The sequence below is a fragment of the Thalassoglobus neptunius genome, assembly GCF_007859735.1.
GTDB lineage: Bacteria > Planctomycetota > Planctomycetia > Planctomycetales > Planctomycetaceae > Thalassoglobus > Thalassoglobus neptunius.
This window is the reverse complement of record NZ_SIHI01000018.1, coordinates 1-23,610: the sequence shown is the minus strand read 5'-3', so window position 1 is coordinate 23,610 and position 23,610 is coordinate 1. Positions and strand designations below refer to the sequence as shown.

13 protein-coding genes, 1 other RNA gene and 2 pseudogenes are annotated in these 23,610 nt (G+C 52.1%); 5 read left to right on the top strand and 11 right to left on the bottom strand.

All coding sequences use genetic code 11. The annotated features are described in order from the left end of the window. Positions 1 to 7: 7 nt before the first annotated feature. Positions 8 to 1,519, top strand: coding sequence for a hypothetical protein (locus tag KOR42_RS18350; RefSeq protein WP_146511301.1), 1,512 nt, complete (start codon positions 8 to 10; stop codon positions 1,517 to 1,519). On the opposite strand, the gene KOR42_RS18345 is transcribed toward KOR42_RS18350, so the two are convergent. Then, on the bottom strand, positions 1,505 to 3,766 hold the full coding sequence (locus KOR42_RS18345) for a transglutaminase family protein (RefSeq protein WP_146511300.1): 2,262 nt from the start codon (positions 3,764 to 3,766) through the stop codon (positions 1,505 to 1,507). The genes KOR42_RS18350 and KOR42_RS18345 overlap by 15 nt on opposite strands. Before the next feature lie 480 nt (positions 3,767 to 4,246). Here KOR42_RS18345 and KOR42_RS18340 point away from each other — a divergent pair, with 480 nt between their 5' ends. Next, positions 4,247 to 5,131, top strand: coding sequence for a LysM peptidoglycan-binding domain-containing protein (locus KOR42_RS18340; protein ID WP_197441329.1), 885 nt, complete (start codon positions 4,247 to 4,249; stop codon positions 5,129 to 5,131). A gap of 96 nt (positions 5,132 to 5,227) precedes the next feature. Here KOR42_RS18340 and ffs read toward each other — a convergent pair. Further along, an RNA gene (gene ffs, locus KOR42_RS18335) (signal recognition particle sRNA small type) lies at positions 5,228 to 5,323 on the bottom strand. 298 nt (positions 5,324 to 5,621) lie between these two features. Between ffs and KOR42_RS18330 the strand changes: the two genes are divergently transcribed. Beyond that, positions 5,622 to 6,095, top strand: a complete 474-nt coding sequence (locus KOR42_RS18330) for a CBS domain-containing protein (RefSeq protein ID WP_146511298.1) — start codon at positions 5,622 to 5,624, stop codon at positions 6,093 to 6,095. 305 nt (positions 6,096 to 6,400) lie between these two features. Further along, positions 6,401 to 7,000 carry a nicotinate-nucleotide adenylyltransferase gene (gene nadD / locus KOR42_RS18325; RefSeq protein ID WP_146511297.1) on the top strand — a complete coding sequence of 200 codons (600 nt, stop codon included), beginning with the start codon at positions 6,401 to 6,403 and terminating at the stop codon, positions 6,998 to 7,000. Positions 7,001 to 7,128: 128 nt separating this feature from the next. Here nadD and KOR42_RS18320 read toward each other — a convergent pair whose 3' ends face one another. The 9 genes and pseudogenes from KOR42_RS18320 to KOR42_RS18280 all read right to left on the bottom strand — a co-directional run bounded on the left by KOR42_RS18320 (position 7,129) and on the right by KOR42_RS18280 (position 19,914). After that, positions 7,129 to 8,562 (bottom strand): 3-keto-disaccharide hydrolase, encoded by a 1,434-nt coding sequence (locus KOR42_RS18320; RefSeq protein WP_231740999.1) that lies wholly within the window; start codon positions 8,560 to 8,562, stop codon positions 7,129 to 7,131. Positions 8,563 to 8,783: 221 nt separating this feature from the next. Continuing rightward, positions 8,784 to 9,248: an ArsR/SmtB family transcription factor gene (locus KOR42_RS18315; RefSeq protein WP_146511295.1), complete on the bottom strand. Its 465-nt coding sequence runs from the start codon at positions 9,246 to 9,248 to the stop codon at positions 8,784 to 8,786. A 670-nt stretch (positions 9,249 to 9,918) separates the two neighbouring features. Continuing rightward, on the bottom strand, positions 9,919 to 10,911 hold the full coding sequence (locus KOR42_RS18310; RefSeq protein ID WP_146511294.1) for a hypothetical protein: 993 nt from the start codon (positions 10,909 to 10,911) through the stop codon (positions 9,919 to 9,921). Positions 10,912 to 11,044: 133 nt separating this feature from the next. Then, a complete protein-coding gene (locus KOR42_RS18305; protein WP_197441327.1) occupies positions 11,045 to 13,369 on the bottom strand; it encodes a tetratricopeptide repeat protein in 2,325 nt (774 codons plus the stop codon). Between the two features lie 451 nt (positions 13,370 to 13,820). Next, positions 13,821 to 14,759, bottom strand: a complete 939-nt coding sequence (gene miaA / locus KOR42_RS18300) for a tRNA (adenosine(37)-N6)-dimethylallyltransferase MiaA (protein WP_146511292.1) — start codon at positions 14,757 to 14,759, stop codon at positions 13,821 to 13,823. Between the two features lie 151 nt (positions 14,760 to 14,910). Beyond that, a complete protein-coding gene (locus KOR42_RS18295) occupies positions 14,911 to 16,629 on the bottom strand; it encodes an arylsulfatase (RefSeq protein ID WP_231740998.1) in 1,719 nt (572 codons plus the stop codon). A gap of 343 nt (positions 16,630 to 16,972) precedes the next feature. Beyond that, on the bottom strand, positions 16,973 to 17,308 hold the full coding sequence (locus KOR42_RS18290; RefSeq protein WP_146511291.1) for a hypothetical protein: 336 nt from the start codon (positions 17,306 to 17,308) through the stop codon (positions 16,973 to 16,975). 198 nt (positions 17,309 to 17,506) lie between these two features. Continuing rightward, positions 17,507 to 18,583, bottom strand: a pseudogene (locus tag KOR42_RS18285) (DUF1559 domain-containing protein). A 275-nt stretch (positions 18,584 to 18,858) separates the two neighbouring features. Continuing rightward, positions 18,859 to 19,914, bottom strand: coding sequence for a reverse transcriptase family protein (locus tag KOR42_RS18280; RefSeq protein ID WP_197441326.1), 1,056 nt, complete (start codon positions 19,912 to 19,914; stop codon positions 18,859 to 18,861). Positions 19,915 to 20,316: 402 nt separating this feature from the next. Here KOR42_RS18280 and KOR42_RS18275 point away from each other — a divergent pair. Continuing rightward, positions 20,317 to 23,184: pseudogene (locus KOR42_RS18275) on the top strand (serine hydrolase). Positions 23,185 to 23,610 lie beyond the last annotated feature (426 nt).

Sequence of the window (23,610 nt, the reverse complement as noted above, 5' to 3'; positions counted from 1 at the left end):
AAAGATTGTGGGAGTTCCGGAACTGAGCCGTCGGCGAAATCGAGTTGTTTTCATTGCGCTGGCAATGGTGAGTGTCGGCTGCAGTGATTCGCCATCTCCTCACGAGTTGATCCGTTCGGCACCTGAAACGGCCGTTGTCACAACGAGATCCTCCGTCTCCAAAGACAACGAAACCGCTTCGAATGAAGGGGCCGAGACATTGGAATCCGATGAGATCGTCGATTCTCGTCCGGAACCAGTTTTTCGCCCCGATGACGATCGTCGGTTCGTCGATCCGCAAGTTTTGCAGAACGCAGACATCGACGTCTACGAGTCAAAACGGTTGCGGCTCTACACTGATGTCGACGCCAATATTGCAAGAAACATCCCGCCGCTGATCGATCTTGTGTATGAACGGCTGGTTGAAGATTTCGGTCCGTTGCCGCCTGCCCGTGACGAAAAAGAGTTTCAGATATCGGGTTACCTCATCGCCGAGCGTGACCGGTTTCTGGCTTCGGGGCTGTTGCCTGAAGAGTTCGCAGGGTTTCAGCATGGTCAACATTTCGGACAAGAGTTCTGGATGTATGATCAGGAACTCGACTACTATCGCCGACATCTGGCGATTCACGAAGCGACTCACTGTTTCATGATGCGCGTTCCGGGAATTCATCCTCCGCTTTGGTATCTTGAAGGGATTGCGGACTTTTACGGGACCCATCGGTTCAATGAACGCGGACATGTCGAGTTCGGTGTGATGCCCGATTCGCCGGAAGAGTTTCTCGGTTTCGGAAGAATCGACATGATTCGTGAAGAAGTCGAAGCAGGTAAGAGGCTGAGCGTCGTTGAAGTCAGCGAGCTTGGAGAAGTCGAGTTCAGCAAATCGCGATCAACGCCTTATGCCTGGAGTTGGGCGCTGTGCAAGTTTCTGGATTCTCACCCGAGATATCAAAAACGGTTTCGATTGCTTCGTGATCATCTCGTCGGACCGGATTTCGTTCGAATCGCCGATCAACAATTCGCTCCCGATCTGTGGCTTTTGGAAGCAGAGTGGGAGGAGTTCTGTCGAACGATTGACTTCGGATGGGAATTCGAAACGAATGCGTTCGTGATGAGCGATGAGGCTCCGGTCGATCTTCCTGAAAGGGCGACTTTCTCCATCGCTGCGAATCAGGGATGGACATGGACCGGTTACCGCTTGCAAGCAGGAGAAACCGTTCACGTGACCGCTGAGGGCCAAGCCGTGCTGAATACGACTCCAGTCGACTGGGTGAGTGAACCGCAGGGAATTACGATTGAGTATGCGAACGGTTTTCCCGTCGGGCGACTCATGGCTGCGGTCTTGATCGATCCCGCATACGTTGATGAAACGAACCGACAGCGGATGGAAGTGATCGATATCGGGAGTTCGCGAACCATCAAATCCGAATTCGGCGGCTTGCTGATGTTTCAGGTCAACGACTTTGGAAACAACCGCTCGAATAACGTCGGAGAGTACAATCTAATTCTGGAAGCAGTTGAGGATTCCTCAGTCACTCCCTGATTCCGACTCTCTTTGCCGTTCGAGAATCGCGTCTTGGAGTTCACGGACTCGGCCAAGTTCAATCTCTGGCGGTTGCTCTTGCAGCACCTTGCGAACCTCTTCCAGTCCTTCGTCCCAGCGTTCGGTGTTGTAGCAGAGGACGGCTTTGTAAAGACGATCTTCAACAGAATTCGGATCGATGGCGAGCACCGTTCGTGTGTACCGGAGAGCTGCTTCGAGATCGGATTCGGAGTTGGCAATGCCAATGAGGTTTCTCAGCATTCGCTTGATAATGGACGTCGCATCCTGCGGATCCAAATAGCTTGCGTTCCACGGAAGACCTGTCGTTTCCCGCACAAGTCGGCGACACATCATCTCAGTGAGCACTGTCCCTTTGTCGAAAACGTCGATGTATTTCTGTTCATCCGGAAGGTCGACCCGAACCAGAAAGTGGCCCGGTAAACCGATTCCGGATGCTGTCAGACCGACGCGTTGTGCAAGTTCGAGATAAAGAATCGACAGCGTGAGCGGAAGCCCTTCGCGGTCGTCAATCACTTCGTTCAGATAGCTGTTGGACGCGCTGTAATAATTTGTCCGGCTGCCATGAAATCCATTCTTCTCGAACAGAAATTCGTGAAACGCATCCAGGATTTCGGCAGGGGGGAGATCCTCGGGGATGGAGTCCAGAAAACGCTGCGCGAGTGCATCGACCGTTTGACGGTACTCTTCGACATTGAGTTCTGGATTCTCCAGTCGGGCGATCAGTAAGGCAGCTTCGATTAACTCGGGAGGGGACGCCTCCAGTTTGGCGACGAGTTCTTGACGCGTCTGTTCTTCGTGGATTTCTCTGGCAAGTACGCGCAACTGTTGGGCCTGAGCTTCCAGGTTTTTTGCAGCTGAGTGAAATGCCTTTTGACCGACCATGTCCAGATCCGTTTGTTCCCGAACGAAGTCGATCGGAATCGGACGCGAGATCGGAATCTCATTGGCGAGCGAATTTACCCGCGCTAGAACTTCAGGACTTGGCCGTTCGTCGGGAAGTTCCGAGCCGAATCGAAACCGCTTGAACGAAGCTGTTGTATGTCGAAACTTGACCAATCCAATCTTTCCGGATTGAAGCTGTGGATGCATCTGTTCGAAGATCAGTTCGTCATTGCAAAAGCAGGAAAGTCGATCTTCTTCTATTCGAACTTTGATCTTGTTCCAGGAATTTGGAGTCCAGTGTACTGTCTTTTGGTCCTGCAAAACGTTCCAACTGTAAACGGTCGGGCCGTCGAAGCGGGTGAGCCTCAAGACTCCACTACTTGGGTAGAATCCGTAGTGGATGTCGTTCCCGTCGGAGTGAAATGCCAGTCCGGCGGCTCCGTCTTCTTCGTGAACGCGAACGTCAACGGCGACTTCGAATGGAAGTTCTGGAAGGTCTGCTCGATGAAGGCACAAAGCTCGTCCGCCGAAACCGTCTCCCTGTCCGGAAACATGAATTTCGCCAGCCCGTTGCCTCCAATTCACGCTCGTTCCTTGTGGCTCCCACTGCTCCGGGTTCAGCGCTCCGATCGTCAGCCATTGTTCCATCAGGACAGGATTGGGAGATTCCAGAAGGTCATGGACGGCGTCAATGGGGACGGCGTAACCGAGGTTGTCAGTGAGTCGTGATTTGAGCGTCAACATCCCATGAACTCGTCCGTCCATGTCGAGGAGTGGTCCGCCGCTGTTGCCCTGTTCAATTGGAATGGCCAGCTGGATGAGCTTCATTTCGTCCACTCCGTCCCGGAACCCGGAAACGACTCCGGTGACGACACTGTGCTCCAGCCCCTGAGGATTGCCCAGTGCGAAGATCACTTCCCCTTGTTCCAGCGAACCCGGTTCAGCGAGCGGCAGCGGAGTGAGATCGGTGGCATCGATCTTGATCAATGCAACATCGCGAGATTTGTCTGTCGCATGAATGGAGGTGACTTGAAACTCGCGCTCATCATAGAGGCGAACTCGAATCGGACGGGCTTCACCGACGACATGAAGATTGGTTGCAATGAGCCCGTCAGAACGGACGACAAACCCGGTTCCAATCCCGAGCGGATCTCCGTCTCGACCGAGCATCTCGACAACGACCGTTGACTCTTGTGACCGACGAACCGTTTGGAGAAAGTTTTCGTTGTCGACTTGGCTGACCTCGAGCGGTACTTCGTTGAAAGTCACGGGATCTTGAGCATTCAGCGTCGAAGTGACTCCAATCAGGATTCCCCACATGAAACGCTGAACAAGTTGATTCATGATGTTCTTTCAACAGAGTTTCAGAAGTCTTGAACAATCCATTTTAGGTCTCGTCGTCGGACTGTCTATGAGTCGCTGGAGGTTTCTCCCGCTCGACTCGAATTGTCTATTCGAGAACTCACTTTCTAAGCACCGAGCGGATGACCTTCGACGGTGTCTGGTGCAATCGTCAGGACTCCGGGAATTGAACTGTTCGTCATGGCAGCAAGAGGCTGCACGATCGGCATCAGGCAGACTGTCGCGCCAATTGATGAATCGTTGGCGAGTCGAAGGAAGTGTGGCTCAAGTTTCCGGTCTCTGTCGATGCTGCTTGTGCAGACAACCGAAGAGAAGAATGTCGTTCACCTTTTCTGAACGTGTCGTCCGCAAAGCCTGTCTGAAACGTATCCGAATCATATGCGAAGCGATGCCAAACTCGGCTTGGCGTTAGGGATCCTCGTTGTAGGGTTTGCGATCGCATTCTGTTTTCCGCGTGTCGTAGTGAAGTCTTCGCCAGAGACATCATCCGTCAAAGAAATTCCGGATGATTCCGAGATCGAGTTCCTTCCCATTCGTCACTATCAACGTGACGAAAGAACGCTGATCGCAGAGGATGCCGGAACGTCTCGTGAGGATTGGAGCGACAGTGAACCGGAAGAAAACGAACTCGTCGATCGTTCCGGCGGTGCAGATCAATTGAGTTTGCAGCGAGACACTTCCATCCCGGTGAATCCGTCTCCGGATCTCGAATCCGATCGGGAGGAACCCTTCACCGTTCTTGAGGCGGGGACCGTTGCAGAAAGTGAGCGACATCTGGAAGCGAAGCGTGTGGACGCGCGTCAGGCGAGCCTTGTTCGTCATGTGTCACCGACACCGGTTGCTTCAGGCGATTCACATTCTGGTGTGCAGCCGACTTACATCGTGCGACCGGGAGACACACTTTCCGGAATCGCTCATCGGACGCTGGGTCAGGCGAGTCTCTTTCGGAAGATCTTTGAGTCCAATCGGGATGTGCTGGAAAGCCCGGATGATCTGAGGCCCGGGTTGACGCTTCGAATCCCTCAGCTGCAAGAGTCGACCGTCCAAACATCTCTGACGGAAATGGAATCGTCCGCTTCTGACCTTCCGGTCGATTCACAACCTTCTGAAGAAACATCGCAAATTTCGGTCTCCGAAAAAGCTCCCGTTCTGCCGCTCAATTTTATCCCTCCTCCGAAGGGACGCCGACATGTGGTGCAAGCTGGCGAGACTCTTGAATCGATCGCTGTTCGATACTACGGATCGCCCAAGGGAGTCACTCGATTGCGGTCCGAAAATCCCGCTCTGACAGGCGCGGCTCGTCGTCTTCAGCCCGGCACGGTCTTGAGAATCGGCGGCACACCGTGAGATCGGTTGCTTCTCGAAAGATTCTTTTCGACTCGAGAGATTCTTCGTGAGTCGAGGGAGAAGCAAATGCATGCCAGTCACAAAAAGAAGCAGCCGAAAGGCTACCTCCCAAGCACCTGAAGCCAAAAGTTAAGGCTGCTCGGTTTCCCGCCTGACCTGGTTCCTAAGGACTCCACCGCGAGGGAGATAGCCTTTCGGCCCCTCGTCGAAGCAGATTACAGAATCTCTGAAGGCAATGCAAACCTATGAGGGAAAGGGAGATCCGCCCGCACAGGCGGTTTGGGAAGGTGTTTTCGTCAAGCCCAATCTTTACGATTTCTTCGAAATCACGAAACACAAAATAAAGACATCAATTGTCGTTGATGAGACATTCTCGTTTTTGGTAAAATGCTTAAGCCAAATTGGATGGTGATCCTTTCTCTCGGAATCCCCTGAGATTTCTGTGACGGGGACGACGACCCTCATTCCTATTTCACTGAGGACGCAAAGTATGGTGACAACTACCAGAACGGCTCGACACATCATGACCAGGAGGGTGATCACTGTGACCCCCGATCAAGATTTGTTCGAGGTCATTGGTTTGCTGGTCAAAAACAAAATCTCCGGTGCACCTGTCGTGGATCGGAATGGGCGTTATCTGGGTGTCTTTTCTGAAAAGTCATCGATCAGCTTGCTAATGGATGCGGCAGAGCGGGGCACTCCAACCAATCGAATCGAAAGTTTCGTTGATACGAATGCTGCGACGGTCACTCCTGATACCGGTTTGTGGTCGATCGCTCAGATCTTTATGACGTCTCACTACCGCCGACTGCCGGTGATCGAGTCCGGACGTGTGATCGGGTTGATTAGTCGGCGCGATGTCTTGAAGGCAGCACACGCTCTCATGGAACCCATTGAACCTCTCGATTCAGGAGTTCTGTATCTCAGCTCCGTCGGTGATCGATCCCGAGCCCCTGTTGTGTAGTTCCGACAAACCAATCATTTCGGCACTTGTTTTCCGTTGTGCCACTTTGCTTGCAACAATCAATCCCGAGTGAGAAGGCCTCGCTTTCCAAGTTTCTCCGCCACCCGAAGGCTCGCAGTTGATTCTGCGAGCCTTCTTTTCTTCACCCCGACGTTGTACCTTTTCGTCGTGATGGCAATCGACTTCTCTTGGAACGATTGCACGAATTGTTGGATTCAATTTCGCGCTGTGTTTGCTCATGTGATGGAGTTCATGTCAGCTCGAAAATGCTTCAGTTTGGAACCGAACTCCTTGGCGGCGAAAGAATGCGAATTGGTATTTACGGCGGAACCTTCGATCCGGTTCATCTTGGTCACTTGATCCTTGCGGAAACAGTTCGCGAATCGTTGTCACTTGACGAAGTCCGTTTCGTTCCGGCATTCGTGAACCCGCACAAACAGGGGAGACCTGTGACTCCCCCCAAGCTACGACTCGAGATGTTGCGGTTCGCGCTGGTTGGCAACGCCGGGCTTCGCTTGTCAGAGATCGAGATCAAACGCAAAGGTCCCAGCTATACTTACGAGACGTTGGAAGCCATTACTGCGGAACATCCGGAAGCCGAGTTGTTTCTGGTGGTCGGAGCGGACTCGCTCGACGACTTTCCGAAGTGGCGTAAGCCGGAAAGAATTCTCGAACTGGCGACGCTTGTCGCGGTCAATCGAGGTCGTGAAGACCCCGTCATTCCTCCAACAGTCGATCAAGAACGCGTTCTGCTCACGTCGATGCCTGCTATCGATATCTCTGCTTCAGAAATCCGCAAGCGCACACAGGACGGTCAGAGCATCCGCTACTTGACCCCGCGGGCGGTCGAGTTGTTCATTCAAGCCAATCAGCTCTATCTGGAACCTGAAACCGAAGCTCCCTGAGTTGTTTCGTTTCTTTGAAGGAAACGAGTGCGAGTCACAACTTCTGAAACTCAAGGTGATCAGGAAATCTGCCCGACATCGATCTTAATGCGTGAAGTCGGGCGGAGAATCCGAACGTCTCTCCCGATCTACTCATCGCTATCAGGGTGATTGGGAAGTTCCAGAATCTTCAGGTTCCGAAATGAGAGGTCCGTCGTTGGATCATGCCCTTGCAAGCTGATGTGACCTCCCTCAAGACGCAGGCCCCGACGTGGGTTGGGATCGGGTTTTCGAGTGTCGACCCAGTCCACAACCTGATACCCGTTGACCCAGCAACACACTCTGGGACCGTAGGTGATGAGGGTTGAAGTGAACCACTCGTTGTCATTGGCAACAACGTAGCGGGCATCGACTCTTCGAAAGATTGCTCCCGTTCCTGAATTGTTCGGAGTACCACGACTTTCGTTGAATCCGTTGTGAATCTGAAACTCGTATCCGTTCGACGGGGCTTCCGCCGTCCCCGCTTCTGCTCGGAAGAAGAAGCCGCTGTTTAATTCAGCAGCGTGAGTTTTCGCATCGGCCTGAAAGACAAAATCCTGGTATTCTTGTTCTGTTTCGAGAAAACCGGCTCCGTCTTGAACGTGGATCGTGCCGTCTTCAACGGTGAACTTGCTCTTTGACTCCGGAACTTCACGCCAGCTTGTGAGGTCGGTTCCGTTGAACAGCGACGTCAAATTGAGTGGTCGCACGATGAGCTTACGGAACTCGATCTTCCCGAAGTTTTTCTGGAGGGCGATTCGTCCGAGGGGAGCAACAGTTCCGTTCGCGTTGTAGCTGAGAACCTGTTGATCGTTGTGTTGGATGTCAATCTGATCACCGTCAACGTTGATTCGGAAGGTGTTCCACTCATTGTTGGTGGGGATGTCACCGCTTGTCTTTTCGCGATTCACGAGACTTCCGGTCAGAAAACCGTTCGGGTGCTCGTCGGCGATGTTCACTTCGTAGCATTCGGTTTTAATACTTCCCGGAGGGAATTCGGTTCGGAGGAACAATCCGCTGTTGGTTCCGGTTTGAGTTCGATATTCGCAGATCAACTCGTAGTCGGCATAGGGAACGGTCGTCATTAGAAATCCAACGGGCCCCTCCGAAGCGGTGATGGAGCCTTCGGAAACGCTCCAGTTTGTTTCAGGGTTTGTCGATTCCCAACCGAAAAGGGAGACACCATCAAAGAGGCTGATCCAACTTTCGGCCTGCTGTTGGGGAGTGAGTGGATTGTGATAGTTGTCTTCCGTGATCGCGACTTCTTCAATCACGCTTTCTCTTTCGTCTGACGCGGTCGATTGCGTTGATTCTTCAACTTCGACTTCTTCTGTCGATGACTCATCGGAAGCGGAGCTGGATTCCGAAGTTTCAGATTCGAGAGCAGGATCGTCAGCACCGGGTTGCGGCGGGCTGCAAGCGCTGAAGAAAAGGCACAAAAAGCACAGCCCGACAGACGGGAACTGCGAACTGATTCTTCCGATCGAGGCGAACGACAATGCCATGAATTCTGCCACTTCTGAGAGAAAAGAATTTTCTCCCATCCTAGCGTTGTTCGCTGCAAAATCCGACCGAACGACGGACACAAAAAAAGCCTCGTGATCGAGAGGATCACGAGGCTGTGAATTCAGCTTCTGAATTCGTGATTTGTCAACAACTCAACCACAATCATGGTTTCACTGCACTTGCCTGAACGGGTTTCGTTTGACGATTGCCGCGTGTGCTTGTGCGAGTCGGTGCAAATCCAACCAGAGCAGATGATGCTCTAGTCGTTGTTGCGGTCTTGACGGAAAATGAAGTCTTCGAACCGGACTTCGGAGAAGTTTCCTTCGTCGGTGAAGCTGTGGAACAATTCACCCATGATTTTGTGGAACTGTCCCTGTTGGATTGAGTAGAAGTTGTGCTTTCCGTCGCGTCGTGGTTCGATCAGTCCAGCGACTCGCAGAAGTGCGAGGTGGTGACTGACAGCCGGCTGGCTTTGTCCGAGACGCTCGCAAAGTGCTGAGACGTGCAGTTCTTTTTCACGTCCGAGGAAGAAGAGGATCTTCAAGCGTGTTTCGTCAGCGAGAAGTTTGAAGACCTGAACCAGATCTTTCTCGAGCTGTTGCGAGATCTGAGGACCTTTCGCTTCTTTTTCCGAATCAGCGTGAACGCTGGGCTCGGCCTGGATGCCGGTTCCTTCAACTGGGACGGGAGTTTCAGTTGTTGGCTCGGCAAAGTGAGTAATCATCTTGTCATCCTGTTTAGGTAAGGGATTCTTTTTTGGTGATTGGGCCTCTGAGGCTTCATTCCCGGAGTCTGTCCGTTGGGACGCTTCAGTAGGCGGTTCTTGCTCCCCTGAGGGAGGAAAATCGCTAGTCAAGCTTTTGCTTTCATCTGCGGAACGTGTTCGCGGTCTTCTAGCTCAGTTGGTTGCGACCTGTGCTCAGGTCAGCGTGAGCTTGTTCTTCCAGGAGGCATTCGTCCTTGCACCTGGAATCTCTTTAGAAACTAATCAGCAGACGTGCTGATCTCTAAATCCAGTCGAATTCTCAATTGTTTCGATAGGTCAGAAACTCCGGTTGCCAGACAAAGTGAGTGAGCGATTCCGATGAAGCAATCAGTGTTGTTGCTTTCTGTCTGTTCGGTCACTGTAAGCAATCGCTATTCCATTTGCGGATGTCTGGCTGGGTTTATTACCGAGATGTTAGCTGAGAACTCCTATGGGTCAATTACTTCCTATGCGAGTTTATGGACTTCTAACAGATTTCCAAAACCTGAGATTTTTGATTCCGGGCTGTTTGGTATGGAAATGGACAATATTGCTCAATTGCTGTGCATTTCCTGTGCATCGAATCTGATCATGGACCCTCGTTGATGCGAAATGAGTCAGTGATTGATGCGATTTTTCGCAGCAGGGGTCAGTCGTCGAAAGAATCCTGCTCGCCGATCAGATGCAGGTAAGCGACTGTGTTAAGAATTGCCAAATATGGAACAATCAGTATCTGTCCCACGACAGGGATTAGATTTGCCGCAAAAAATGCCCCAATCTTAAGCACTCCGAGGGAAAGACTGAAGTCGAGATTGCGAAGTGTCAGCCTGAGAGCTCCCCGCAACGGGGAAACTCCCCGTTGGTTTTGGTCGACCACAATTCGACCGAATGGCCAGAGAAAAAAGAGTGGAAAGATCAGCACGAAGGTCATCCAGTAAATGATCCCGGAGATCAGGAGAGTTCCGATTGGCCCGCGAAACTCAAACGACTTCTGGAGGTCCGGTGTCCGAGTGCGACACAGATCAAGGTAGAAACTGAGGTGTCCCACTGCCAGAACTGCGAAGCAGACAGACATTCCCAGCAAGCTGACGACGAAAAAGAGGAGAATCGCAATTTCGGGTGGCTGTTGCGAAATTGAAGCACACACACCGCCGATCATGAGGGAAAAAATGAGTCCCAGGACCGTGAACAGCAAATCGATCAAAGTGACCGCATAACAGGAGGGGAAATTCTTCGTGTAAATCGACCAGGTGTCGGAAAGAATTCGTGAGAGATCGACTTCGCCCGGAGTCGCTGGCGAGACTCCTTCAGCTCCGAGTTCGCATCGGACGCATTTCTGATTTTTCTGAAGTTTTGCGGATCCACATCTTGGACACTTAGAAATCTGGGAACTGTCGGATTCATCAATCTGAGAGGTTGGACTCAGTCGTTCTTCACGAACGAGCAAGGCAGGCTCGTTCGCTGAGTCGTCGACAACGGGCTCTTCCCATTCGGAAAATTCGTCACCGTCAAACTGCGGTTCGCTCTCAAAAGGAACCCATGTTCGGCCGTTGCAATGAGGGCATTGAACTGAGAGTCCAGCTTTCGTTGCGTTCGCGCGCAGGTAGGCCTGACACTCGGGACAATAGAACTCAATAGTCAAGATGACTTACTCCGCGACTCAGTTGAGTACAGATCTCGAAACTTCTCCCGCATTGATGGTTCGACCTACGATCAATGCGATCGGCTTTCACGAGCTTAGCACCGACAGTGGCCGTTCAATCGAACAAACCGCGTTACTCGGTCGACTTGTCTTCAATCTGAAGTTTACTTCGCAGGGCCTTCAAGAGTTTTTCGCTGGGATGTTCTTTTTCTTCTTCGATTTTGAGTGCTCGCTCAAAATTCTCTTTCGCTTCATCTTCCTGCCCCAGCTTCAGCTGTGCGTCTCCGAGATGGTCGAAGATCGTGCTGTCGTCCCCGTGTTTCTGCTCCGTTGCACTCTTGAGGATTTTGGCAGCTTCTTCGTACTCACCCAGTTGGTAGAGCACCCATCCCATGCTGTCGAGGTAAGCGGGGTTTTCAGGTTCTGCAGTAAGAGCGATTTGAATCATCTCGCGGGCTTTTTCGAGGTTCTTACCCTGATCGGCCCAGAGATATCCCAAGTCGTTGTTCGCCTGTGTGTTTTCAGGATCGGCTTGCAGAACGTCGAGTAGAACTTGTTCGCCCTGTTCCATGTCTCCCTGTTCGACATAGATGTTGGAGACTCGAAATTGAGTATCCTGGACCAGGTCTGTCTCTGATGCGTATTGGCTGAGCACCTGATTGAAGTATTTCAACGCCTGATCCCAATCCCGATTGTGGTAGTAAATCCACGCTTTCTGGTAGAGAAGACGCCCCATGATCGGATCTGGTGCGTTGTTCATCGCCTCGTCGACGGCTTCAAGCGCTCGTTCCGTCTGGCCATCGAACTGATAGGCATATGTCAGGAAGTAGAGAAATCTCCACCGTTCATTCTGCAGCGCGTCCGAGGGATTTGTCAGTGCTTCATTGAGTAGGTCGATCGCTTCTTCGTAGCTCTTGGAGTCGATGAGATAGCCACCAAGTTCACTGTAGAGCAGGGGAGGAGGATCGTTCCGCATCGAAATGGCAAGTCGATAGAACTCAATGGCAGCTTCTGTGTTTTCTGTTTCAGTGGCCATTTTTCCGAGGAAATAGGCTTGGATGAACTGGAGTTGCGGGTCGTCTCCATCGGCCGATTTGCGGGCAGATGCGTAAACTCCGTTCAGGCTCTCCTCGTCCGATTTCAAAGCTTCAAGCTCTTCTTCAAATCCTTTCGACAGGCGTTGAACATCTTCTGAAAGTCGATTCAGTGCTGCTGGATCTTCCGCTCTTGGGATGACTTGGAAGGCTTTGGTGAGAATGTCCAGGAGATTGTCGGAATCTCCTTCTTCTCGGTAGATCTGCAGCAATCCGACCATGGCGCGAGGATCGGTGACGTCCGGATTTGATCCAAGGTAAAGTTCTTTGGCTCGATCCAGATCCTGACTCTCCAGAACTCTGTCCGCGAGAAAAAATCGAAGGACATCGTTGAACTCGTCGTTGGCGTACATTTCGTTCAAACGATCATTCAGTTCGTCTTCACGACCGAGTTCTTTGAGAATCTTCTCGAGGAGTTCGTACGCTGCCCGTCCGCGTCCCTGAAGTTGGGCATCGAAGTACTCCTGAAGCGCTTCCAATGCCTGTTCAGGTTTGCCCGTTTCATAGAAGACAGTTGCAAGGTTGAAGCTGTGAAGCCCCGGTTTGGCTTCGCGGTGTTTGGAAGCTTCCTCAAAAGCTTTCAATGCCAGATCCGGAAGACCCGCTTTGAGAAAGGTGTCTCCAAATTCGTCAAAGTTCTTGCCGGGATCTTTGAGGACTTCCTGTTGAAGTTCTTCATCCACTTCTCCCGACAGGATGGTGTTCAGGACGATTTCATATTCCGATGCGGCATTCTCGATCTGGTTGTTGAGCCGATAGTAGAGACCGAGGTCGCGATGGAGGAGGAGATGCTGAAGGCTTCCGGCTGGATAATCGGCCTGATCAAGAGCTTCCTTGATGAGATCGATCCCCTTGTCGAGCTGGCTGCGGCTCGCGAACTGACCCGCCATTGCTGCCACGAGTTCGTATCCCGAATCGGTTCGCAATGAAGCCTGCAAAGCCAGTTGCGCTGCTTCGTCGTGTTCGCGTTGAGCGAGCAGGAGTGGAATCAACGTCTTGTAGGAATCGGAGACGTTCGGAGCGAGTTCAATTGCTTTTCGAAACGAATCGACTGCTGAGTCAAAGTCGCGGCGTTCGAGTGCGATGCGCCCGGTCATGTAGAGAGCGAGTGCTTCGCTCGAGAGTTCTTCCTCGTTCGTCTCAGGAGTTTTGGGTTCGAACGCAGAAAGTTCCTCTCCGGTGACCGGATCGATGATTCCTTCGAGAGGATTGATTCGCTGAGGAAGTTCAGGAGGAGGCGGACCCTGATCGTCTGCAGAGAGTTGCAATGACCCAATCGACATAGCCCAGGAAACGAGAAATAAAGCGGGTGCTGAACTCCATCGAACCCATTGATTGGTGAACGAAGAATAACGGGCTGCCATTGCGAATCCTTTCCCCAACATTGGGGTGTCTGTATGAGCCACCATCATGTGGTCGCAACCGGTCGGTTGAGGGTGAGTCTCTCGTTCTCGTGACTTGCATGAATGGTTCGTTTCGGCGTTTGACTGAAGTCAATCTCACCGTTCCACGCAAACCAGTTCAAGAAGTTTTTGAGGCCTCGTGAGTCGCAACTCAACCGGTCACAAGTTTTTTGTTGCACATGCTCTCTGCAAATTCATTGCCATGTTGCTGAATTGGAAGAGAGGAAGCCAATGATAGTCGATTGATTTCCGGTTGACCAACTCCAGATTCTGAGGCAGGAAGGCAACGCGACTGAAAACTCGCTGCAATGGCAGTATCCCGAGAGATCGATCTCTCCTGATTCGATTCCATTCCGGCAAACTGAATGAAGTGCCCGAAGCTGTGCCTGAAAATGGCCTCAATGCACATTGGTTATGAGGAAAGAATCCGCTGAAGTAAGTCGATGTCTGTATCTTCAGGTCGGCGTTCAAGCGGACGACATTCGACAAGATTTCGAAACCAGGTATGTTGCCGCTTTGCAAACTGACGTGTGCCCGTTTGGATTTTCTCAATGGTCTCATCGAGACTCTCGCAGCGTCCTTCGAGAAAGTCAATCATTTCCCGGTAACCGAGTGCTTGTCGAGCGGTTCGTCCAATGGGCGGATCGCGCTGAAGCAAATTCTGAACTTCAGCCATCAGTCCCGACTCGATCATGAACTCGACTCGAGTATCAATGCGATCTCTCAACCATTCGCGATCCGGAGAGAGCCAGTAAACATGCGAAGGACGTTCTTCTTCCGGAAGCGGTTGTTCATTCTGAATGAGTGACGCCGGCTGACCTGTCAGATGGTGAATTTCCAAAGCCCGGATGAGTCGGCGGTGATCGTTTGGATGAAGCCGTTCAGCCGAAACAGGATCGACATTCGAAAGTTGAGAGTGTAGCCAGTTTGGTCCTTCAGTTTCCGCCCGTTCTTTCAGCTCGTTTCGGAATTCCCAATCAGCTGGTGGACCTTCGAAGACACCTCTTAGTAACGCCCTCAAGTACAGCCCAGTACCTCCGACGAAAACCGGTGTTTTTCCGCGATTCATGACTTCGCGACTGACATTCACCGCGTTCACTAAGTATTCGGCAGTTGAGAATTCGCCATCGGGATCGATAAGATCAATCAGATGGTGTGGCACGCGGTTCTGTTGCTCCTGCGTCGGTTTGGCAGTCCCGATGTTCATTTGCCTGTAGATCGCCATCGAGTCGAGAGACAGGATTTCGCCGTCGAGTTCCTCTGCGAGACGAATGGCAAGTTCGGACTTCCCGACTGCGGTGGGGCCGGCCAGAAACCAGCAATTCTGGAGGATGTCAACGGGAAACTTCATTGGCGATGTCAGGAGAAATCAATCGCCGGGAGGCGACAAGATAAATGCAGAATGATTCGCAAAGTCCGACGACGGGAAACTCGGAGCGTTTCGGCTTCAATTTATTTGTCGTCATTGACCTGAATTGAACAGCAAAGGCTTTTTTCTTTTCTCAATTCTTTTTGGTCTTCTTTTTCTTCTTCGCTGGATTCTTTTTGTTTTGGTGAGAACCCAATTTCTTCTTTGGGTACACACCGACGCGTTCCGCCCAGGCGTTCCACGCGGAAGACAATTCCTTCACCTTCTCAGGATGAGTTGCAGCGAGGTCGTTCAGTTCGGTGCGGTCGTTTTCAATATTATAGAGTTCCCATTTATCAGGCACGACTCCCTTCAAGGGAGAAACACCTTTTCCGACAAGCTTCCATTCTTGGTCGCGAACGAAAGCGTTGTTTTCGTGTTCAATGAAAATGGGAGACTTTCGATTCAGGGGTTGGTTTTCCACTGCTGGCAACAGGGAAATCCCATCAAGTGCAGGAATCGGATTGCCGTGCAATTCTTCGGGATACTCAACATGCGCCGCATCGAGAACCGTCGGCATGATGTCAATCAACTGGGCAGGGTCACGGTACCAATCCGATCTCGAATCGACTTGCTTCGGCCACGAGATGATGAAAGGCGTAGAGGTTCCCCCTTCATGGGCATAGTGCTTGTAGAGTCGAAACGGTGTGTTGGAAGCGTTGGCCCAAGCTGTTCCGTAGCTGTTGGCTGTTTCCTGATTTCGCTTCTCGACGTCGCGAAATTCACCGCGCCCCAGAATTCCTCCTTCCGCACATCCTCCGTTGTCTGAGAGAAACATGATGAGAGTGTTGTCGGCGATCCCGGCAGTTTCCAGTGAGTCGAAGAGTCGCCCAAGGTTTTGATCAACGCGGTCGATCATCGCAGCATAGACCGACATCTTGAGGTCCATCTCATCTCTGGTCTCAGCGTCAAGCGACTCCCAGGCAGGAACGTCACTGTAGCGAGGGCTGAGGTGAGTTCCCTCCGGCAGTAATCCGAGTTCAATCTGTTTCTTCAAACGTTGTTCGCGCAGCTGATCCCATCCGATCTGGTACTTCCCGCGATAGCGTGCAATGTCATCTTCATGTGCCTGAAGCGGCCAGTGTGGGGCAGTGTAGGCCAGATACAGGAAGAACGGTTTGTCGCCGTTGGTTTCTGTCTGCTGTTCCTGAATGAACTGGATCGCGTAATCGGTGAATGCGTCTGTGGTGTAGAAGGGCTCGTCTGTGGTGCTTTCTGGTTCTTCGATGTGCTCGTTTCCGAGTGTCATTCCGCGAGGATGAATCGGGTGAAAGAAACGCGTCGCTCCAGGCAAGCTTCCATAATACTTTTCGAATCCTCGCTGCAGTGGCCAAAGGTCTTCTTGTGCCATCCCGAGGTGCCACTTTCCCGCCATGAGGGTGCTGTAACCCGCTGGCTGCAGAATTTCTGCAATTGTTGCGCACTTGCGATTTAAGAATCCACGGTAGGACGGGATTCCCAGATCGTGATTCTGTGAGTTTGGCGGATTGGTCATATGACCGATTCCCACTTGATGAGGATGAAGACCGGTCATCAAGGTCGCTCGAGTCGGACAGCATCGAGCGGAGTTATAGAACTGTGAGAACTTCACTCCCTTTGCTGCCATCTGGTCGATGTTCGGAGTCTGAATTTCCCCTCCGTAGCATCCGATGTCGGAGAAACCCATGTCGTCGACAAGAATGATGATAATGTTCGGGCGATCATCGCTGTTTGCCAGTGTCTGCGAAGAGACCGTCGAAAAGACCAGGAGTGAAAAAAGGATCGCGAAGATGAATTGAATCGGACGCATTCCAGCTGCGCAGTAAGTGGTCATGTTCGGCCTGACTGTGGAGTTGAACCCAAAACCCTCACATGGTGTGTCACCGCTCTTGAGATCGGAGAGAGAACAGTGAGCATGGAGGAGCAAACGAATCCTCAGAGATTTTCAGATCACGCTGAGTTGAATCCCTGAAAGATCAACCTGAACAGGACAGCAAGTTTTGATCTTTGGGTCAAGGAGTCCGAGTCCCCGGACGAAAAAACGTGACCAAGATCTTCAAGTGTAGTAACAATCTGTACCGCTAACCGGATCGCGATGTTGCTCAATGTCAATTTCATTGAGACTGTTTAGATCACTTAGAAGTTTGCCGTCGCTTGCCCGATCCGTTTGGTGGGGATCAGCGGTCGACATGATCGACCATGACCTGTCGACATTCTTGCATCGCAGATTTCCAGTCTCCGCCTTCAGCCATCTGAATGATCGATTCGAACATAGCCACTTCCGAATCGGAAATTCGTCCTGCCTCGAGTTCTTGTGAAAGACGTTGCTCAAATTCAGCGAGCCGTCGTTCGTCCGCTCGATTGCAGATGGCATACAAGGCCTTCGTTAAACCGTACGATTGCGGACTGACTTCGGGATATCCGCATCCTGAAGTGACGATGAGAGCAAGTGAAAGGACGAACAGGGCGTTCTTCCAAATTCGAAGGTGATGGCAGTGAGTGTTCTCGTTCATATCGGATTTCCGGTCAGTGAAAACTTTTCGAGGAGCGAAACGGACAGCATTCGTGAGGCTGTTCGAAGCTTGTGAATGTGCGAAGAAACCATTCGGCGCCTGCGTCTCGGCATCACTCGTGGCTCACTCACACGAGCAAACTCAGCAGTTTGTCTGATTAAACAGCCCACGCGAGTGCACAGGAAAGAGCGACTTGCTTTAGAACTCGCCGACGATTTCCCCTTCGGAGATGCTCGAAAGTTCCGCCCAGGTAAACAGGTCGATGTTTTCGGAAATGAAACGCACGGACCCGTCGCCGAGGGTGACATGTCCTCCTCCGAAATGCTCGGAGTACATTTGGCCCACGTGGAAGGTGGGAAAGTTGACGGGATGGATAATCGGAAATCCGGTAATGTCGAGTTCGCCTCCGGACGGTCCCCCGTGAACGAGAACAAGTGTCGCAGCTGCATCGGGACCGTTCTCGGGAGATGTAAACTGCGGATGCGTGAACGCACCGGGAACGACACCGACCCAGGTTTTGTCGCTGAGACGAGATGAGTGCTCGCCGAGAAAAATCGTGTTGGTCGTGCCGTCCGTCACATCGCGAAAACGGGTTCGAGAATTTCGGTAGAAAGGGCCGTCAGCGACTTTGGACACATCGCCATGAATTTGAACGACTTGAGTCGTCCCGTCGTAGATGTTCGTGAAGACTTCCCCCGTGCGACTGGCTCCGCATTCACCCCAGCAGGACTCCTGACCATGGCTTGCGACATAGTGGCTGCGACCGAATTCCAAACCACTTCCGTTGATCTGCAATGGTTGGCCTGCCTCATTCCTCACAAGGAACGAATCGTGTGAGCCCGAAGTGGATGGGCAGAGGAAGACCGGAAGTTTCGTCGACTCAACGGGCAGATTCGTCGGGGAATAACAGGACTGATTGAGGTCGAGCTGGCTGTAAAGCGGTCCCTGATCGAGGAACGGAAGCAGCATCGTCGCCCACGACCATCCGGGGCCAGCATCCCAGGTATTCTGGTCAACCATTGCGTGAGGCGGACCGCTTCCGTCGCGAGTTGCCTAGCTGTAATACCCGGCGGGGAAACAGCTGTGAGCGTCATGGTAGTTGTGAAGTGCCAATCCGATTTGCTTGAGATTGTTTCGGCACTGCGATCGTCGGGCAGCTTCTCGCGCCTGTTGGACTGCCGGCAAAAGAAGGGAGATCAAGATGGCAATGATTGCGATGACAACGAGTAACTCAATCAGAGTAAACGCGGGGCGAGTTCGGAGCTTTGTCAGCATTTGAATCTCTTGTTACGGTGTAGTGGTGGGTACAATTCCGAGAGAGTGTAACATTGGCTACGGTACTGTCAAGAATCAAACGCCCAGAAGCGAACGCCAAGAAGTATTCGGAGCAATGTTGTCGCGGAGAGACGCGGTCAAGCCGACGAGCGAAGCCGACAAGTCAAAGCGCAGGGAGCGGTCGTCCATTGATGAAAATGAAGAAGCGAGAAGCAGTTTGAACGCGTTGCGAAATCGCATTCGCACCCTTGCAGCAAACGATCGAAGACGTCGCGCTAGCGTTCCGATTCCGAGGCAGTTTGAGATTCCACCATCGATTCCAGCGAGGCCCATCCTTGCAGTTGCTCTTCCGTCCACGTCGCAGAACCGGTCGTTTTCATTCGGTGTCGGGCAGCACGCAGCCGACGTCGCAGCTCACGCGGAAGACAAGCTTTGGTGTTCACATTCAGCCCAGTGACAGACTGCCGTTGATGTTGCCGAAGGATAAGCTGCTTCTTCGAATTCAACTGATAACCGAAGCGACGCACGATCCATCGCGTTTTCAGAATTATTCCTCGGACTCGCTGGGGGTAGTCTTTGGGGAACGAGAATGTGATGTCATCGGCATATCGCGTGTAAACACCTTTTCGACTTTTGGCCAGTCGATCGAGTTGTTCATCCATCAGAAAGTTCACAAGGTTGCTCAACCTGGGGCTTGTGCAGGCTCCTTGAGGAAGTCCTTCTTCGTCGCAAGTGAGACGGACCAGAATCGAAGCCGCTTCTTTGCCCCAGCCGATCCGTCGAAAGTAAAGCTCGAGCCGATCTCGATGTGTGTTGGGGAAGAAGTCGACGAGATCCAGTTTAATGACAACTGCTTGTCCGACGTGAGGCAGGGCGTTATCAACAATAGACAGCCCAGCTTCAAAGCCGGTCGCACAACGGTGACTCGTTAGCAATGGAAGAAGACGCTGGAGAATTCGTTTCTGAATGTCCGCAGTTGTTGCGTCAGGGATTCTGAGAATGCGAGTTCCACCGGATCGCTTCGGGATCGGACGGTCAATGTATTTCGGAAAGTGGTTGATCAGTTGCTGTTCAGAAAGATCAAGTCGTCGAGCCAGTTCCGAGACTGTCAGCCCCCAACCCATCCAACTCCGGATGGCGTGCTGTGGGTTTCCTGACGTCATCTGAAACAGCGCAGTGAGCCATCCGGCGAAAACGAAAACACTGATCACGCTCAATACGAAGATGACGACAGCACCTGACGCCTGATTGGCAAGAAGGATTCCCCCTGCGAGCACCATGAGAGTGCACCCGCATCCGGACGTCATCTGAAATGTCGAGCGCGCGGACATATAAAGACCTGAAAAGAATGGAGCAGCCGGAACTGCTCCATTCGAAGCCTTGCGCGGCGTAGCAGGAAACGGCTTACGCCGGCAGCGGAGTCTTAACGACCTCATTGAGGCCCGGTCGACGATTCATCGACCTGTGCGAAACGCACCACCAAGGCAATGAAATGAACTATCGTTGACAAGCTCAGAAACGTCAATCGATACCGTTGGGAGATGTTCCTTCGAACGCTCTGGCGGAATTAAGAAGGAACGGGAACAGCTGTGGAGCGGCGAAACAGTTGCAAAGCGGACTTCATTTCGCGCAGTATGAATCGCCTTCCTTAAAGAATAGTCCTGCCGGTGCCATCATCGATCTCGTCGACTCTACTCTCAACGGGCTCGATCGAAACAAGGGAACCCTCGCCAATGTTTTCACGCTCTCCTTCTTCGGTATTCTTGTCTGTCGTGATGAATACCTTCCTCGTTCTGTCTATCGGTGGAGCGGATATGGTCCAGGCTGAAGATCGACCTGAGCCGCAATACGAAATTGCAATTCTCAACGGTCGTATTGTCGATGGAACAGGGGCGCCATGGTACCGGGCCGATCTGGGAATCCGTGACGGAAAGATCGTCAAGGTCGGGAACATTTCTCTGGAGTCGGCAGAGGAAGTGATTGACGCCAACGGTCTGATTGTCGCTCCCGGTTTCATCGACATGATGGGACAGACTGCGACGCCTATGTTGCGAGACCCGGACAGCGCGATCAATCTTCTGACCCAAGGGATTACGACCATCAATGCCGGAGAAGGAGGATCGGCAGCTCCGGTGAGTGAAGCTGCGGCTGCTTCGATCGGATGGCAGAACATGATGGAGTATTTCCAAATGCTCGATATGAAAGGGCTGCCCGTAAATGTCGTGCAGACGATTGGACACACTCAGGTTCGATCAATGGTGATGGGCGAAGTTGATCGTCGTCCGACGGCCGAAGAATTGAGCGCGATGCAGGAACTCGTGCGGGAAGCGATGGAAGCGGGGGCGATCGGTGTTTCCACGGCGTTGATTTATCCCCCGGCGGTTTATGCCACGACGGAAGAGATCGGAGCACTCACCGCAATCGCAGGAGAATACGGAGGCCGGTACTACACGCACATGCGGAATGAAGGGGATCGCCTTCTTGAAGCGATCGATGAAGCGCTCGAAATCGGCCGTATCGGACAGACGCCGGTTCACATCTTTCATCTGAAAGCCGCCGGTCAACAAAACTGGGGGAAAATGCAAATGGCGCTCGCGCGAATTCGTGCAGCTCGGGCAGAAGGTCAGGAAGTGACAGCGGATATCTATCCGTATATTAACAACGGGTTAGGAATCGACGCGTTAATTCATCCGAAGCACTTCGGAGAAGGCCGCGCAAAGTTTTTAAATCGTCTCAAAGAGGATGAAGAACTTCGTAAAACGGTTCGAGAAGAAATCGAAACAACCAGCGGTTGGGAAAACTGGTATCGTCATGCGGGCTCAAACTGGGACCGGGTTATTGTCGGACAAACAAACGAGCCACGCTATCGAGAGCTGACTGGAAAGTCGGTCGCTGAGATCGCAAAAGCTGTCGATGAAGATGTCTGGGATACGTTCTTCAATCTCTGTATTGCGGGTTCGTTTGCACTTCCGGAAACGATGAGTGATGCAAACAAGATTCTGGCCATGCAGCAACCCTTCGTCTCCTTCTGCACAGATGTCGGACCAGCTGGCGGCAACCGGGGGGCTTCGCATCCTCGGTCGTTCGGATCATTTCCTCGAATGCTCTCTCGTTATGTCCGTGGGTTGGGAGCGATTTCCTTAGAACGTGCCGTTGCCCAGGCGAGCGCAACCGCAGGGAACAGCGTGATGATCTACGATCGAGGACAAATCGCTGAAGGACTGGCTGCGGATATTATTGTCTTCGATGAAGACGAGATCGCCGACAAAGCCACATTCACTGACCCTCATGCCCTTTCCGTCGGGATGAAGTACGTCGTCGTCAACGGCGAACTCGTTCTGTCTGACGGAAAATATACGGGAAAACGCCCGGGGACAGTTTTACGCGGTCCGGGATACCGCGAGACGTTTTCTTCGCACGCGATCTCGTCCGGGGAGACAAACACAGCCTTCCAGGCGATTGACGATGTCCTGACATCTTTCATTCAGGAACACAAAATTCCCGGAGCGTCGTTGGCAATTTCGGATCACGGAAAAATTGTCTATGCACGCGGGTTTGGCTATGCCGATGTTGGGCAACGAGATCCAGTTCGTCCCGAGAGTCTCTTCCGAATCGCAAGCATTTCTAAACCGATTACAGCTGTTGCGATCCTACAGCTTGTTGAACAGGGTAAATTATCGCCCGATGACAAAGTCTTCGAATTTCTCGATTATGAACCTCATCTTGCAGACGGGGCGGAGTTTGATGATCGTCAGAATGATATTACGATCCGGCACCTTCTTCAGCATCGTGGCGGTTGGGATCGCGATCAGTCTTTCGATGCAATGTTTAAGTCTGTCGAATTCGCTGAGGAACTCGGAGTCGATCCCCCAGCGACGCCGGAAACCGTGATTCGTGTCATGCTTGGGGAACCACTCGATTTCGCACCCGGCAAGCGATATGCCTATTCGAACTACGGATACTGTTTACTTGGACGAATTATTGAATAGGTTTCTGGTCAGGATTATGAGAGCTATGTTCGTGAGCACGTCTTAAAACCGGTCGGCGTGACCGACATGCAGATTGGAACGACACGTCTTAATGGCCGCCTCCCCAACGAGGTTTGCTATTATCACCCGTGGCTCGGAAAATCCGTATTCGCTGACGATCTGCGTTCCACTGTTCCGAATCCGTACGGAGCATGGTATCTGGAAGCGATGGACTCACACGGAGCGTGGGTTGCATCAGCGACTGACCTCGTCAAGTTTGCCTCAGCTTTTGACTCGGCGGACGACAGCCCACTTCTCTCAGAGAGCATCATTCAAGAGATGTTCGCCCGCCCTGATGGCCTCGCTGGGTATAACGAAAAGGGTGATCCGAAAGATCGATATTACGGGCTGGGGTGGTCGATCAAAGTCAATGAGGATGGAACATTCAGTGCAAGCCACGGTGGTTCACTTCCGGGAACAAACACAATCCTGATCCGCCGCGAAGACGGACGTAACCTCGCACTCTTGTTTAATACACGAGTTAGCGCAAAAACGTCCCGAATTATCGGCGATGTTCTTCCTTCCCTCACTCAAGCAATTGATGAAGTCGAAGACTGGCCTGCAGGAGAATAGAAACAGGACAGCTTAAGTCCGTTCAAGAGATGCAATCGCTGAGGCGAGTTGGCAATCATTCGGTCGGGGTCGCTTGCGTAAGTTTGGAAGAGTCTGTTCAGTTCAAACTTGTTGGATTCGAGGCTTCGCCCAGCGTGCTTGTATCATTCTCTATGCAGAGCACGAGCATCCGCTTCGTCTCCGTAACGTCTGGAATATAGGGTTTTGTCAGTTCGAATCGGACCTTCACCGATTTTACCCAATGAACGTCATGTTCATTTTCCAGCAATGCGACCCGTCTTGCTTACCACAATCGACAGCTGTAGACATCGGTTAGAAAACGTAGCGCTCGACGGGCGAAAAACGGAGCGCTGTTGTTGATAAGGAACCCGGTGGAGGGATGTGAGCGTCTCGGCCGGGAGTGTCGGTACAGGTTATTTCGTCTTT